This window comes from Ruegeria sp. AF8 (assembly GCF_056541825.1).
The window spans coordinates 815,795-828,899 of record NZ_JBQFYW010000001.1; the positions used below are offsets into that span (position 1 = coordinate 815,795).

The 13,105-nt window shown below is 62.8% G+C and carries 14 protein-coding genes; 10 read left to right on the forward strand and 4 right to left on the reverse strand.

Annotated elements, in window-relative coordinates:
- The first annotated feature begins 4 nt into the window (after positions 1-4).
- The 9 genes from ACR0AO_RS04150 to ACR0AO_RS04190 are packed head-to-tail and all read left to right on the forward strand — an operon-like array spanning position 5 to position 7,803.
- On the forward strand, positions 5-418 hold the full coding sequence (locus ACR0AO_RS04150; RefSeq protein ID WP_171179427.1) for a phage major tail protein, TP901-1 family: 414 nt from the start codon (positions 5-7) through the stop codon (positions 416-418).
- A complete protein-coding gene (locus ACR0AO_RS04155) occupies positions 418-732 on the forward strand; it encodes a gene transfer agent family protein (protein ID WP_480600197.1) in 315 nt (104 codons plus the stop codon). Before ACR0AO_RS04150 ends, ACR0AO_RS04155 begins: the two co-directional genes overlap by 1 nt.
- Positions 729-938, forward strand: a complete 210-nt coding sequence (locus ACR0AO_RS04160) for a rcc01693 family protein (protein WP_480600199.1) — start codon at positions 729-731, stop codon at positions 936-938. The genes ACR0AO_RS04155 and ACR0AO_RS04160 overlap by 4 nt, the downstream gene beginning before the upstream one ends.
- Positions 925-1,587, forward strand: a complete 663-nt coding sequence (locus ACR0AO_RS04165) for a phage tail tape measure protein (RefSeq protein WP_480600201.1) — start codon at positions 925-927, stop codon at positions 1,585-1,587. Before ACR0AO_RS04160 ends, ACR0AO_RS04165 begins: the two co-directional genes overlap by 14 nt.
- A gap of 15 nt (positions 1,588-1,602) precedes the next feature.
- Entirely contained in the window at positions 1,603-2,235 is a 633-nt protein-coding gene (locus tag ACR0AO_RS04170) for a phage distal tail protein, Rcc01695 family (protein ID WP_480600203.1), read from the forward strand.
- A complete protein-coding gene (locus ACR0AO_RS04175; RefSeq protein WP_480600205.1) occupies positions 2,235-3,122 on the forward strand; it encodes a DUF2163 domain-containing protein in 888 nt (295 codons plus the stop codon). Before ACR0AO_RS04170 ends, ACR0AO_RS04175 begins: the two co-directional genes overlap by 1 nt.
- Positions 3,119-3,565, forward strand: coding sequence for an NlpC/P60 family protein (locus ACR0AO_RS04180; protein ID WP_480600207.1), 447 nt, complete (start codon positions 3,119-3,121; stop codon positions 3,563-3,565). The genes ACR0AO_RS04175 and ACR0AO_RS04180 overlap by 4 nt, the downstream gene beginning before the upstream one ends.
- Positions 3,566-7,501, forward strand: a complete 3,936-nt coding sequence (locus ACR0AO_RS04185) for a baseplate multidomain protein megatron (protein ID WP_480600209.1) — start codon at positions 3,566-3,568, stop codon at positions 7,499-7,501.
- A 5-nt stretch (positions 7,502-7,506) separates the two neighbouring features.
- Complete coding sequence (locus ACR0AO_RS04190; RefSeq protein WP_480600211.1) at positions 7,507-7,803, forward strand: DUF7742 family protein; 297 nt, start codon at positions 7,507-7,509, stop codon at positions 7,801-7,803.
- Here ACR0AO_RS04190 and ACR0AO_RS04195 read toward each other — a convergent pair.
- Complete coding sequence (locus tag ACR0AO_RS04195) at positions 7,784-8,122, reverse strand: TraR/DksA family transcriptional regulator (RefSeq protein ID WP_480600213.1); 339 nt, start codon at positions 8,120-8,122, stop codon at positions 7,784-7,786. The genes ACR0AO_RS04190 and ACR0AO_RS04195 overlap by 20 nt on opposite strands.
- An 85-nt stretch (positions 8,123-8,207) precedes the next feature.
- Here ACR0AO_RS04195 and cysE point away from each other — a divergent pair, with 85 nt between their 5' ends.
- On the forward strand, positions 8,208-9,017 hold the full coding sequence (cysE, locus tag ACR0AO_RS04200; protein ID WP_480600215.1) for a serine O-acetyltransferase: 810 nt from the start codon (positions 8,208-8,210) through the stop codon (positions 9,015-9,017).
- 68 nt (positions 9,018-9,085) lie between these two features.
- Here the strand turns inward: cysE and ACR0AO_RS04205 are convergent, their stop codons facing one another.
- From ACR0AO_RS04205 to pdhA, 3 genes are read right to left on the reverse strand one after another with little or no spacing between them, the layout of a single operon-like run.
- Entirely contained in the window at positions 9,086-10,393 is a 1,308-nt protein-coding gene (locus ACR0AO_RS04205) for a pyruvate dehydrogenase complex dihydrolipoamide acetyltransferase (RefSeq protein ID WP_480600217.1), read from the reverse strand.
- A 14-nt stretch (positions 10,394-10,407) separates the two neighbouring features.
- Entirely contained in the window at positions 10,408-11,778 is a 1,371-nt protein-coding gene (locus tag ACR0AO_RS04210) for a pyruvate dehydrogenase complex E1 component subunit beta (RefSeq protein ID WP_480600219.1), read from the reverse strand.
- Between the two features lie 15 nt (positions 11,779-11,793).
- Positions 11,794-12,783, reverse strand: a complete 990-nt coding sequence (gene pdhA, locus ACR0AO_RS04215) for a pyruvate dehydrogenase (acetyl-transferring) E1 component subunit alpha (protein ID WP_480600221.1) — start codon at positions 12,781-12,783, stop codon at positions 11,794-11,796.
- Positions 12,784-13,105 lie beyond the last annotated feature (322 nt).

Sequence of the window (13,105 nt, forward strand, 5' to 3'; positions counted from 1 at the left end):
GCATATGGGTGCCCAGAACGGTAAGGACCTGCTGGTCAAAGTGGATATGAATGGCACGGGCCTGTTCGAGACCATCGCGGGGCTGCGCGCCACGCGGGTGAGTTTCAACGCGGAAAGCGTGGATGTGACCAGCCTGGAGAGCCAGGGCGGCTGGCGCGAACTGTTGTCGGGGGCGGGGGTCAAGTCTGCCTCGATCTCGGGCTCGGGCGTGTTCAAGGACGCGGGCACGGACGAGCGTGCGCGGCAGCTGTTCTTTGATGGCGAGACGCCCGCGTTTCAGGTGATCATCCCGGATTTCGGCATTGTCGAAGGCCCGTTTCAGGTGACCGGCATCGAATATGCGGGCTCGCATAACGGTGAGGCGACCTATGAGATGAGCATGGCAAGCGCCGGTGCGCTGAGCTTTACGGCGCTCTGATGGCCAATCCGTGGACGGGCGAGGTGGCATTGACCATCGATGGGGAGCGGCGGGTGCTCAAACTGACTTTGGGTGCTTTGGCGGAATTGGAGCAGGCGCTGGAGGCGGGGTCTCTGGTTGAGTTGGTGCAGCGATTTGAGGGCGGGGCCTATTCCAGCGGTGACGTGCTGGCGCTGATCGTGGCCGGGCTGCGTGGTGGCGGAGCGGATGTGACGCGTGCCGACCTGATGCATGCCGGGATCGAAGGCGGGCCAATGATGGGCGCCAAAGCGGCGGCAGAGTTGCTGGCGCGCGCCTTCATGGTGCCGGAGTGAGCGGGTTCGACTGGCCCGCGCTGATGCGTGCAGGGTTCCTCGGCCTGCGGCTGGCGCCGGATCAGTTCTGGCGTCTGACCCCGGCCGAGCTGCGGCTGATGCTGGGGCAGGGCGCGGGTGTGCCGGCGATGAACCGTGCCGGGCTGGACGCGCTGTTGGCGGCCTATCCGGACAGGACACAAGGAGTGAGCGATGGCGGAGAGTGACGGATTCGACGATCTGGAAACGCGCAGCGAGGCGCTGGGCGATGCACTGGGCGACGCGGCGGTCATGGCGGCCGGATTCGACAGCGAATTGCAGCGTGTGCGCTCGGCGCTGGCGGAGACGGGTAAGGACGTGGCGACGCTGGAGCGCGGGCTGTCCAAGGGGCTGCGACGGGCGTTCGACGGGGTGGTGTTCGACGGGATGAAGCTGTCGGACGCGCTGGAAACTGTGGCGCAGTCGATGATCCAGACTACTTATTCCGCCGCGATCAAGCCGGTGACGGATCATTTCGGCGGGTTGCTGGCTAGTACCGTCGGTGGGCTGGTGCAGGGCATTCTGCCTTTCGCCGATGGTGGCAGTTTTGCCCATGGTCGGGTGATGCCCTTTGCCAATGGCGGCGTGGTCAGCGGCCCGACCTTGTTCCCGATGCGTGGCGGCACCGGGTTGATGGGCGAGGCCGGGCCCGAGGCGATCATGCCGCTGGCGCGCGGCCTCGACGGCAAGCTGGGGGTTCGCAGCTCGGGCGGCGCGCGTGCAGTGAATGTGGTGATGAACATCACGACGCCGGATGTGCAGGGCTTCCGCCGCAGCCAGGGCCAGATCGCGTCGCAGATGAGCCGCGCGCTGGGCCGTGGCAACCGCAACAGGTAGATCAGGGAGCAGGTGATGAATTTCCACGAGGTGAGATTTCCCGCCAATCTGAGCTTTGGCTCGGTCGGTGGCCCCGAGCGGCGCACGGATATCGTGACGCTGGCCAACGGGTTCGAGGAGCGTAACACGCCCTGGGCACATTCGCGGCGGCGCTATGATGCCGGTCTGGGCATGCGTTCGCTGGACGATGTCGAGACGCTGATCGCGTTCTTCGAGGCGCGGCGCGGGCAGATGTTCGGGTTTCGCTGGAAGGACTGGTCGGATTTCAAGTCCGGGATGGCCTCGGCCGAGACCTCGATCGGGGATCAGGTGATCGCGCAGGGCGATGGAGAGACCACAGTGTTTCAACTGGTCAAGACCTATCGCTCGGGCGGGTTCGATTATGCGCGACCGATCGTCAAGCCGGTTCTGGGCACGGTGCGGATCGGGGTTGAGCAGGATGAGATGAAGGAAGGGGTTGATTTCGAGGCCGATCCCGCGACCGGGCTTGTGACATTCGCGGTGCCGCCCTCGGAACAGACGCAGGTGACAGCGGGGTTCGAATTCGACGTTCCCGTGCGTTTTGACACCGACCGTATCCAGACCAGCGTGGCGAGTTTTCAGGCGGGAGATGTGCCCAACGTGCCGGTGGTGGAGGTGCGGGTCTGATGGCGGGTGTTTCCGAGAGCTTTCAGGCGCATGTCGCGGGCGGGCTGACAACCCTGTGCCGGTGCTGGGCGGTAACCCGGAGCGACGGTGTGGAATACGGGTTCACCGATCACGATCGCGGTCTGGAATTCGAAGGGGTCGCGTTCAGGTCCGACAGCGGCCTGACAGCGGCGTCGCTGGAGCAGTCGACCGGTTTATCCATCGACAACAGCGAGGCGATGGGGGTGCTGTCGGACGCCGCGGTGCGGGACGAGGATATCGAGGCCGGGCGGTTTGACGGGGCCGAGGTGCGGGTGTGGCTGGTGAACTGGGCCAACCCGCAAGACCGCTGGCTGCAGTTTCGCGGCTCGATCGGCGAGATCCGCCGTGCGGGCGGTGCGTTTCATGCCGAGCTGCGCGGGCTGACCGATGCGCTGAACCGTTCGTTGGGTCGTATCTATCAGAAACCATGCACGGCGGTGCTGGGGGATGGCGATTGCGGGTTCGATCTTTCGCTGCCGGGATATTCGACCGATGTGGCCGTCGAATTCATCGAGGATGCAAGGGTGTGCCGTTGGGCCGATCTGAGCGGGTTCGAGCCGGGATGGTTCCAGCGGGGAAGGTTGACGGTGCTGGACGGGCCGGCGGCAGGCTTGTGGGGAACGATCAAGCGCGACGGGGTCGAGGACGGCCAGAGGGTCGTCGAACTGTGGGAGTCGGTTCGCGCGGGTCTGAACACCGGGGATCGGGTGCGGTTGCTCGCGGGCTGTGACAAGCGCTTTGACAGTTGCCGGTTGAAATTCAACAACCTGCTGAACTTTCAAGGATTTCCGGACCTGCCGAGCGAGGATTGGATGATGGCGGTGCCGAAGTCGAGCGCAACCAATACCGGGGGCAGCCTGAGATGACGGGTGGCAGGCAGGATGTGGTCGAGGCCGCCCGGCGCTGGGTGGGAACGCCCTATCGGCATCAGGCGTCGCGGCGCGGTGCGGGAACCGATTGTCTGGGCCTGCTGCGCGGAGTGTGGCGGGAGCTTTACGGGGCCGAGCCCGAAGCGGTTCCCGCATACAGCATGGACTGGTCCGAGCCGCAGGGTGAGGAGCGTCTCTGGCAGGCGGCCCGTCGCCATTTGGTCGAACGCCCCCTGCCGGCGCTCGATCTGGGCGACGTGATCCTGTTTCGGATGCGCGGCGCCTCGGTGGCCAAACATGTGGGGCTGGTGAGCGATATTGGCCCGCATCCCAAATTCATTCATGCCTATTCGGGGCGCGGCGTTGTCGAAAACCCCCTGAGCGAGCCGTGGCGAAAACGGATCGCGGCCCGGTTTCAATTTCCGCTGAAGGAGCAGTAAATGGCGACCATACTTCTTTCGGCCGCAGGCGCGGCCATTGGCGGGTCAATCGGCGGCACGGTTGCAGGCCTGTCCACCGCTGTTATCGGGCGCGCCGTCGGCGCGACATTGGGCAAACTGATCGACCAGCGGTTGCTGGGGGGCGGCAGCGAGTCGGTGGAAACCGGCAGGATCGACCGTTTTCGTCTGACAGGGTCCGGCGAGGGGGCGCCCGTCGCCTCGGTCTTTGGCCGGATGCGGGTCGGCGGTCAGGTCATCTGGGCGTCGGATTTCCTGTCCACGACACGAACCCATACATCCGGTGGCGGCAAGGGGGGCCCGTCACAGCCCGAGGTGACGACGACCGAGTACAGTTATTCGGTGTCGCTGGCGGTGTCGGTCGGGGCTGGCGAGATTGCCGGGATCGCCCGTATCTGGGCCGATGGCGAAGAGGTCGCGCATACCGATCTGAACATGCGCGTTTATCGGGGTACGCGCGATCAACTGCCCGACCCTCTGCTGGAGGCAATCGAAGGGGCGGGGCAGGTGCCCGCGTATCGCGGCACAGCCTATGTAGTGTTTGAGGACCTGCAACTGGCGCCCTATGGCAATCGGGTGCCGCAATTCTCGTTCGAGGTGGTACGTCAGGAACAGCCGGATCTGCCGGGGCATGAAGACCGGCTTGCCGGGCTCGTGCGCGGCGTCGCCCTGATGCCGGGAACCGGTGAATACGCGCTGGCGACGCGGCAGGTAAACTATACTGACGGGCCGGGCAGCTATTGGGCGGCCAATGCGAACTCGCCCTCGGGCCAGGCGGACATTCTGACTTCGCTGGACGCGTTGGAGGCGGAGTTGCCGGGATGTGATGCGGCGTCGCTGATCGTGTCGTGGTTCGGCAGCGACCTGCGCTGCGGAGAATGCGAGATCCGGCCAAAGGTGGAGCGTCGGAAATATGACGGGGCGAACATGCCGTGGCGGGTATCCGGTTTGTCGCGGGCCGCCGCGCAGGAAGTGCCGCGCGTGGAAGGCGAGCCGGTTTATGGCGGTACCCCGGCGGATGCATCGGTGATCGAGGCGATCCGACACCTGAATGACAGCGGCAAGCGGGTGATGTTTTATCCTTTCATTCTGATGGAGCAATTGTCCGGAAACGGCTTGCCCGATCCCTGGACCGGAAACGCCGATCAACCGCATCTGCCGTGGCGGGGGCGGATCACTCTGAGCGCCGCGCCGGGACAGCCGGGTTCGCCGGACCGGTCCAGTGCGGCAGAGGCCGAGGTCGCGCAGTTTTTCGGTGCGGCGTCGGCATCGGATTTCGTGGTCGGAAACGGCACCGTGTCCTATACCGGTCCGGATGAGTGGGGGCTGCGGCGATTCATCCTGCACAACGCCGCCCTGTGTGCGGCGGCAGGCGGGGTGCATGCGTTCTGCATCGGCTCGGAAATGCGCGGGCTGACGCATATTCGCGGCGCGTCCGGGTTTCCGGCAGTGTCGGAGCTGAAACAGCTTGCCGCCGAGGTGCGCACGCTGCTGGGGGCCGAAACGCGGATCGGCTATGCCGCCGACTGGTCGGAATATTTCGGCTATCAGCCGCAGGATGGCAGTGGCGACCGGTATTTTCACCTTGATCCGCTTTGGGCCGACGACAACATCGATTTCATCGGCATCGACAACTATATGCCGATCTCGGACTGGCGCGACGGGCAAGAGCATCTGGACGCGCTGGGCGGGGCGCGATCGATCTATGAGCTTGACTACCTTCAGGGCAATATCGAGGGGGGCGAGGGGTACGACTGGTATTACCATTCACCCGAGGCCGAACAGGCGCAGATCCGCACGCCGATCACCGACGGGGAGCATGACGAGCCGTGGATCTGGCGCTACAAGGATTTGCGCAATTGGTGGGCCAGACCGCATCACGAGCGTATCGGCGGAGAGCGTATTGCCACGCCGACCGCGTGGGAGCCGCGTTCAAAGCCGATCTGGTTCACCGAATTGGGGTGTGCGGCGATCGACAAAGGCACCAATCAGCCGAACAAGTTTCTGGATCCCAAATCGTCGGAATCTCAGTTGCCCAAATATTCCGGCGGCGCGAGGGATGATCTGATTCAGCTTCAATACCTCAAGGCGGTTCTGGGGTATTGGGGCAAGGCCGAGAACAACCCGGTCTCGCCGATCTACGAAGACCAGATGATCGACATGGCGAACGCCTATGTCTGGGCCTGGGATCTGCGGCCGTTTCCGGCCTTTCCCAACCGGCTGAGCCTGTGGAGCGACGGCGAGAACTATCCGCGCGGTCACTGGCTGAACGGGCGGTCCGGTAGCCGCACGCTGGCCTCGGTGGTGGCCGAGATCTGTCACCGGTCGGGTGTAACAGAGATCGATGTCTCGGAGTTGTGGGGGGTCGTGCGCGGTTATGTGGCCGAAGAGGTAAGCGATGCGCGCGCTCTGTTGCAGCCCCTGATGCTGCGCTTTGGCTTTGATGCGATCGAGCGGGACGGGGTTCTGAAGTTCCGGATGCGGGACGGGTTGCGCCCGTTTGATCTGACCGAAGATCAGTTGGCCATGTCGCCGGAAGTGGACGGCACGTTCGAGCATCGCCGTGAGGCGGATGCGGAAATGTCGGGCCGAGTGCGGCTGAGATTCGTGCAATCGGATGCGGATCACGACATTGTCTCGGAAGAGGCGGTTCTGCCGGATGAGGCGACACATGCCGTGTCCGCCAGCGAGATGCCGCTGTCCATGACCCGCTCGGAGGGGCGGCAAACGGCCGAACGATGGCTGGTCGAGGCGCGGGCATCGCGGGAAACGATCAAGTTCGCGGTGCCGCCGTCGCTGATCGGATTGGGGGCAGGGGATGTCGTGCGGTTGCCGGGCGGGGATGGTGAGGCTGGCGCCCTGTTCAGGATCGATAGGGTGGAACAGGTGGGGTTGCAGCTGATCGAGGCGGTGCGGATCGAGCCGAATGTATATCTCCCCGGCGATATCGTGGATGTGTTGCCGAATGCCTCAGCCTTTGTACCGCCTTTGCCGGTGCTGCCGATATTCATGGACTTACCGCTGATCACCGGCGACGAGGTCGAGCATGCTCCGCATCTGGCGGTCACTGCGAAACCCTGGCCGGGGACGGTCGCGGTTTACGCGTCCGCACAAGACGAGGATTATGCCCTGTCCGACATCATCGCCAGCCGGGCGGTGGTCGGGGTCACGGAAAACGGGTTGCCGCGCAGCTCTGCCGGATTGTGGGACGAAGGCGCGGCGTTACAGGTGAAACTGGCGACCGGGGCTTTGGAGTCGCGCCCTGCTTCGGCGGTGCTTGACGGCGCCAATCTGGCCGCGATCGGGGATGGCAGCAGCGGGGCTTGGGAGCTGTTCCAGTTCCGCGAGGCCCAACTGATCGCCGAAGGAACATACCTGTTGAGCGGGCGTTTGCGCGGCCAGTTGGGCAGTGACGCGCTGATGCCCGAGTTCTGGCCCGCCGGATCGCGATTCGTGCTGATGAACGGTGCGGTTTCCCAGATCGGGCTGAAACGGTCGGAGCGCAGGCTTGCCAGGCACTATCGGATCGGAACGGCCCGCCGGGGATATGACGATCCATCCTACACGCATCTGGTCGAGGCGTTCGACGGCAACGGTTTGCGCCCCTATTCGCCGGCGCATTTGCGTGCCGACGGGGCGAGTGGAGACCTGGTGGTGTCCTGGATCAGGCGCACCCGGATTGACGGTGACGGCTGGGACGGGCTGGAGGTTCCGCTGGCGGAGGAGAGCGAAACCTATTTCGTTCGGGTGCGCAAGGACGGAGCCATCGTCCGAGAGGCGGTGACTCATTCGCCGGGCTGGGTATATGGCGCGGCCGCCCGAGGGGCGGACGGGGTCGGCGAACCCTTTGATGTCGAAGTGGCGCAGGTTTCGGCGGTTTATGGTCCCGGCCCGTTTGCCGGGTTGCGGGTGGAGTAGCGCGGTTGCGCGCGGTCCTGCATGGCGATGTCAGTTCGGCGGCGCGGGTGCTGTTGCGGACCGCCCCCGCCTTGCGGGAGCATCTGTGCCGCCGGATGATCCGAGAGGCTGAACTGGCGGACCGGCATGTTCGCAAGACCGGTCGTCTCCATCCGGTATTTGGCAACGGATCGCTGATGTCGGCGGCGCGCAAACGCATATTGGCGGATGAGCCGGGTTTCGACGATACGGACTATTGCAGTTGTTTCGAGATGGTGCTGCGCCATCTGGTTCGACGCAGGCTCAGCCGGAAGCGCAGCTGACGCATTTGCATGCGGCGGGATCAAGCTTGAGCCGCTGTGGCGCGATTTCGTCGCCACAATCCTCGCAACAGCCGAATTCGCCGTGTTCGATGCGCTGCAGGGCGGCCATAAGGCGTCTGGTTTCGATATCGCGCCGGGCTTGTTGCGCCTTGGCCATCGCCTGATTTTGCAGCGCGTCCATGCGGCTGAGGCGCCCAACCGATTGTTGATCCAGTTCCACCACGGCCTGCGCATCGCGCCCGGCAACGGAACCCTGATCCAACTCGTCCAGTTTTTCATGGATCAAACGTTCGAATTGTTCCAGCTCGGTCTCATTCATTTCCGTTATGTCGCACTTCAAGGGTTTGCGTTTGGCCTTTTCCGCCTTAGATGGGTATTCTAGTCGAAGCAGAGGACGTAAAGCCATGGTCGAGACACGCAGAAAACTGACGCCCATCGATCCGGTCTGGAGCCGGATCACCACTGAAGCCCAGGCAGCGGTTGAGAAGGAACCGTTGATGGGCGGGCTGGTTCATGCCTGTATCCTGCATCACAAGAGCCTCGAGCGTGCGCTGTCCTATCGCATTTCCGCCAAGCTCTGCTCGAACGAGATGTCGATGATGGTTCTGCGTGAAATCGTGGAGGAGGCTTATGCGGACGATTCCGGTCTGCTTGAGGCCGCGCGTGCCGATCTGATGGCGGTGTTCGAACGCGACCCGGCCTGCCACCGGTTGCTGCAGCCGATCCTGTATTTCAAGGGATATCAGGCGATGCAGGCCTATCGCGTCGCGCATTGGTTGTGGCGGAAGGGGCGGTTTGACCTGGCATATTTCTTCCAGATGCGCTCGTCCGAGATTTTCGGGATCGACATCCACCCTGCCGCGCGGATCGGAAAGGGCATCATGATCGACCACGCGCATTCCATCGTGATCGGTGAAACTGCTGTTGTGGGCGACAATGTCTCGATGCTGCATTCGGTGACGCTGGGCGGAACCGGCAAGGAAGAAGAAGACCGCCATCCCAAGATCGGCGATGGAGTGCTGATCGGGGCCGGGGCCAAGATTCTGGGCAACATCAGGGTCGGCAATTGCAGCCGTATCGCAGCGGGTTCGGTTGTGCTGCAGGAAGTTCCGCCTTGCAAGACGGTTGCGGGTATTCCCGCCAAGATCATGGGCGAGGCAGGTTGCGATCAGCCTTCAGTCAATATGGATCACATGCTTGGCAAGGACCAGTAAACACATCTGATGGACAAAAAAGCCGCCTCGAAAAACGGGGCGGCTTTTTCGTTTGGAGAAGACGATGCTCAGGCCAGCATGACCATCGGGTTTTCAAGGTTGTCCACGATGGCCTGCAGCAGTTGTGCGCCGAGGGCGCCGTCGATGACCCGGTGATCGACCGACATGGTGACGGACATCACGGTGGCAACGGTGAGCTCTCCGTCGTCGCCCACAACAGGTTTCTTCAACCCGGTGCCGACCGCCAGAATGCCTGCGTGCGGCGGGTTCACGATAGCGTCGAAATTGTCGATGCCGAACATGCCGAGGTTCGAGACCGCGAAAGTGCCGCCCTGATATTCATGAGGTGCCAGTTTGCGGTCGCGGGCGCGGGCGGCCAGATCTTTCATCTCGGTCGACAGCGCCGACAACGATTTGGTGTCGGCATCCTGCAGAACCGGGGTAAACAGACCGCCCTCGATGGCGACCGCGACGGCCACGTCCGAAGGTTTCAGTTGCAGCACCCGGTCGCCCGCCCACACGGCGTTGCACTCGGGAACCTGCTGCAGCGCATTGGCGACAGCCTTGATGATGAAATCGTTGACGCTCAGCTTCACGCCGCGCGACTCCAGTTGCTTGTTCAACTGGCTGCGGAATTTCAGCAGCGCATCCAGCCTGATATCGCGGCGCAGATAGAAATGCGGGATGGTCTGTTTGGCCTCACCCAGGCGTGCCGCGATGGTTTTGCGCATCCCGTCAAGTTTGATCTCTTCGTACGCGCGGCCTTCATACATCCGCGCGACCATATCCGCCGACGGACCAGCCGGAGCCGCCGGGGCGGCAGCAGGTGCGGCGGCGGTTGCCGCCGGAGCAGGTGCCGGGGCCGTGGCGGTTGCACCTTCAACGTCGGCCTTGACGATGCGGCCATGCGGGCCGGAGCCGGCGATCTGCGCCAGGTCGAGACCTTTCTGTGACGCGATCCGACGGGCCAGAGGCGAGGCGAAGATACGGCCGCCATCGGCTTTGACCGAAGCCGCCGGGGCAGGGGCGGGCGCCTCGGGTGCCGCGGGCGCGGCAGCCTGGTTACCCGCTGCGACTACTGGTGCTGCCGCGGGTGCTGCGGCCGGAGCGGCCGCGATATCATCGGCGCTTTCGCCTTCTTCCAGCAGCACCGCAATTGCGGTGTTGACCTTGACCCCCTCGGTGCCCTCGGGGATCAGGATCTTGCCGATGGTGCCTTCGTCGACGGCTTCGAACTCCATCGTGGCCTTGTCGGTTTCGATCTCTGCCAGCAGGTCGCCGGAAGAGACGGTATCGCCTTCCTTGACCAGCCATTTGGCAAGCGTGCCTTCCTCCATTGTCGGGGAAAGGGCAGGCATCAGAATTTCGGTGGGCATCTGTCTGTCGCTCCTTACCGGTACGTCACTTGTTTGACCGCTGCGATCACCTCATCGGTGGTGATCAGGGCCAGCTTTTCGAGGTTTGCGGCGTAAGGCATCGGGACATCCTTGCCGGTGCAGTTGATGACAGGCGCGTCGAGATAATCGAACGCCTCCTGCATCACCACGGAAGAGATGTAGCTGCCGACCGAGCCTTGAGGCCAGCCTTCTTCGACCGTCACCAGACGATTGGTTTTCATCACCGAGTTGATGATCGCGCCTGTATCCATCGGACGGATGGTGCGCAGGTCGATCACTTCGGCGCTGATACCTTCCTCGGCCAGTTTGTCGGCGGCTTCCAGCGCGTACTGCATGCCGATGCCGAAGCTGACGATGGTCACATCCGAGCCTTCGCGCCAGATGCGCGCCTTGCCCAGCGGCACGGTCAGGTCATCCACCTGCGGCACGTCGAAAGAGCGGCCGTAGAGGATTTCGTTTTCCAGGAAGATCACCGGATTTGGGTCGCGGATCGCCGATTTCAGCAGGCCCTTTGCGTCGGCTGCCGAATAGGGCATCACAACTTTCAGGCCCGGGACCTGCATGTACCACGCGGCGTAGTCCTGGCTGTGTTGCGCGGCCACACGAGCGGCGGCACCGTTGGGGCCACGGAACACGATGGGGCAGCCCATCTGACCGCCGGACATATAGAGCGTCTTGGCGGCAGAGTTGATGATCTGGTCAATTGCCTGCATGGCGAAGTTGAAGGTCATGAATTCGACAATCGGCTTCAGACCGCCAAAGGCCGAACCCACTGCGATACCGGCAAATCCATGCTCGGTGATCGGGGTGTCGATCACGCGCTTGGATCCGAATTCGTCCAGCAAGCCTTGGCTGATCTTGTAGGCGCCCTGATATTCAGCGACTTCCTCACCCATCAGGTAGACGTCTTCGTCGCCGCGCATTTCTTCGGCCATGGCGTCGCGCAGAGCTTCGCGAACGGTGACGGATTTCATTTCCGCATCCGCAGGCCAATCCGGCGACAGATCAACGACCGGTGCGGCGGGGGTAGCGGCGGGAGCGGGGGCCTCAACCGCCGCCGGGGCGGCCTCGGCCACCGCTTCGGCTGCGGGTGCAGCCGAGGGCAGGGCGGAGGCGTCTTCGCCCTCTTCGACCAGCACCGCAATGAGGGTGTTGACCTTGACCCCTTCGGTGCCTTCTTCGATCAGTATCTTACCGACGATGCCTTCATCGACCGCCTCGAATTCCATCGTGGCCTTGTCGGTTTCGATCTCGGCAAGGATGTCGCCGGAACTGACGGTGTCGCCTTCCTTGACCAGCCATTTGGCAAGGGTGCCCTCTTCCATCGTGGGCGAAAGGGCGGGCATGAGAATTTCGGTTGCCATGTCTTAATCGTCCTCTCAGGCGTAAATGTCGGTCCAGAGCTCGTCCACGGACGGCTCGGGGCTTTCTTTCGAGAATTCGGCGGCCTGGTTGACGATCTCCTTGATTTCCTTGTCGATCGCCTTCAGGTCATCCTCACTCGCGTGTTTACCGGTCAACAGCAACTCGCGCACATGTTCGATCGGGTCGCTTTGTTCGCGAACCTTCTGCACCTCTTCGCGGGTGCGGTACTTGGCCGGGTCCGACATCGAGTGGCCGCGATAGCGGTAGGTTTTGACCTCAAGAATATAGGGACCCTTTCCGGCGCGGCAGTGAGCGACTGCCTTTTCGCCGGCCTCCTTGACAGCCAGCACGTCCATACCGTTGACGATTTCACCGGGGATGCCGAAGGCCTCGCCGCGAACATAGATATCCTGCGTCGAGGTCGACCGGGCCTGAGCGGTGCCCATGGCGTATTGGTTGTTCTCGATCACGAAGACGACCGGAAGGTTCCACAAGGCGGCCATGTTGAAGGTCTCGTAAACCTGACCTTGGTTGGCAGCACCGTCACCAAAATAGGTAAAGGTTACGCGGCCGTTCTCTTTGTACTTGTCGGCAAAAGCCAGCCCCGCGCCCAGTGGAACCTGCGCACCGACGATGCCGTGACCGCCGTAGAAGTGCTTCTCTTTCGAGAACATGTGCATCGAACCGCCCTTGCCCTTGGACAGGCCGCCCTCGCGCCCGGTCAATTCGGCCATCACGCCGCCCGGGTCCATGCCGCAGGCCAGCATGTGGCCGTGATCGCGATAGGAGGTGATGCGTTTGTCGCCCTCCTCGGCGGCGGCTTCCAGCCCGACAACAACGGCTTCCTGCCCGATGTAAAGGTGGCAGAACCCACCGATCAGGCCCATTCCATAAAGCTGACCGGCCTTTTCTTCGAATCGGCGGATCAGTAGCATTTCACGGTAGTAGGTCTTGAGTTCTTCCGCAGAAACGTTTGGTTTCTTAGTAGTTTTTCGCGCGGCCATCGTGGCGATCTCCCGTCTTCGGCAAGATAGTTTAGCGTTAAACTATCTCATAAAGCATTTCTCTCCCTCTGGCGAGAGGAAATGTGACGCAGCGTTCCCGAAGGCCGCAAATTGCCTAATTTCGGCGTGTTTCCAATGCTTGAGCCAACAGGGAAATGATCTGTGTTGGACTGGAGATCGAGTTTCGCAATGGGAGAACATGACCGATACCGAGAAATCCGAGCGCTCATCGGCAATCATTTCGATGCAATGTGTTGGGACAAGGCAGTGGATACCTCCTAGTGAAAACAGGAGGACGGTGGGCCGTTGCGGCGCACGCTTG

What these genes read in the sequence shown, in the direction of transcription:
- ACR0AO_RS04150 (WP_171179427.1), top strand. Translation starts at nt 5, where the DNA reads ATGGGTGCCCAGAACGGTAAGGACCTGCTGGTCAAAGTGGATATGAAT.
- ACR0AO_RS04155 (WP_480600197.1), top strand. Translation starts at nt 418, where the DNA reads ATGGCCAATCCGTGGACGGGCGAGGTGGCATTGACCATCGATGGGGAG.
- ACR0AO_RS04165 (WP_480600201.1), top strand. Translation starts at nt 925, where the DNA reads ATGGCGGAGAGTGACGGATTCGACGATCTGGAAACGCGCAGCGAGGCG.
- ACR0AO_RS04170 (WP_480600203.1), top strand. Translation starts at nt 1,603, where the DNA reads ATGAATTTCCACGAGGTGAGATTTCCCGCCAATCTGAGCTTTGGCTCG.
- ACR0AO_RS04175 (WP_480600205.1), top strand. Translation starts at nt 2,235, where the DNA reads ATGGCGGGTGTTTCCGAGAGCTTTCAGGCGCATGTCGCGGGCGGGCTG.
- ACR0AO_RS04180 (WP_480600207.1), top strand. Translation starts at nt 3,119, where the DNA reads ATGACGGGTGGCAGGCAGGATGTGGTCGAGGCCGCCCGGCGCTGGGTG.
- ACR0AO_RS04185 (WP_480600209.1), top strand. Translation starts at nt 3,566, where the DNA reads ATGGCGACCATACTTCTTTCGGCCGCAGGCGCGGCCATTGGCGGGTCA.
- ACR0AO_RS04195 (WP_480600213.1), bottom strand. Translation starts at nt 8,122, where the DNA reads ATGAATGAGACCGAGCTGGAACAATTCGAACGTTTGATCCATGAAAAA.
- cysE (WP_480600215.1), top strand. Translation starts at nt 8,208, where the DNA reads ATGGTCGAGACACGCAGAAAACTGACGCCCATCGATCCGGTCTGGAGC.
- ACR0AO_RS04205 (WP_480600217.1), bottom strand. Translation starts at nt 10,393, where the DNA reads ATGCCCACCGAAATTCTGATGCCTGCCCTTTCCCCGACAATGGAGGAA.
- ACR0AO_RS04210 (WP_480600219.1), bottom strand. Translation starts at nt 11,778, where the DNA reads ATGGCAACCGAAATTCTCATGCCCGCCCTTTCGCCCACGATGGAAGAG.
- pdhA (WP_480600221.1), bottom strand. Translation starts at nt 12,783, where the DNA reads ATGGCCGCGCGAAAAACTACTAAGAAACCAAACGTTTCTGCGGAAGAA.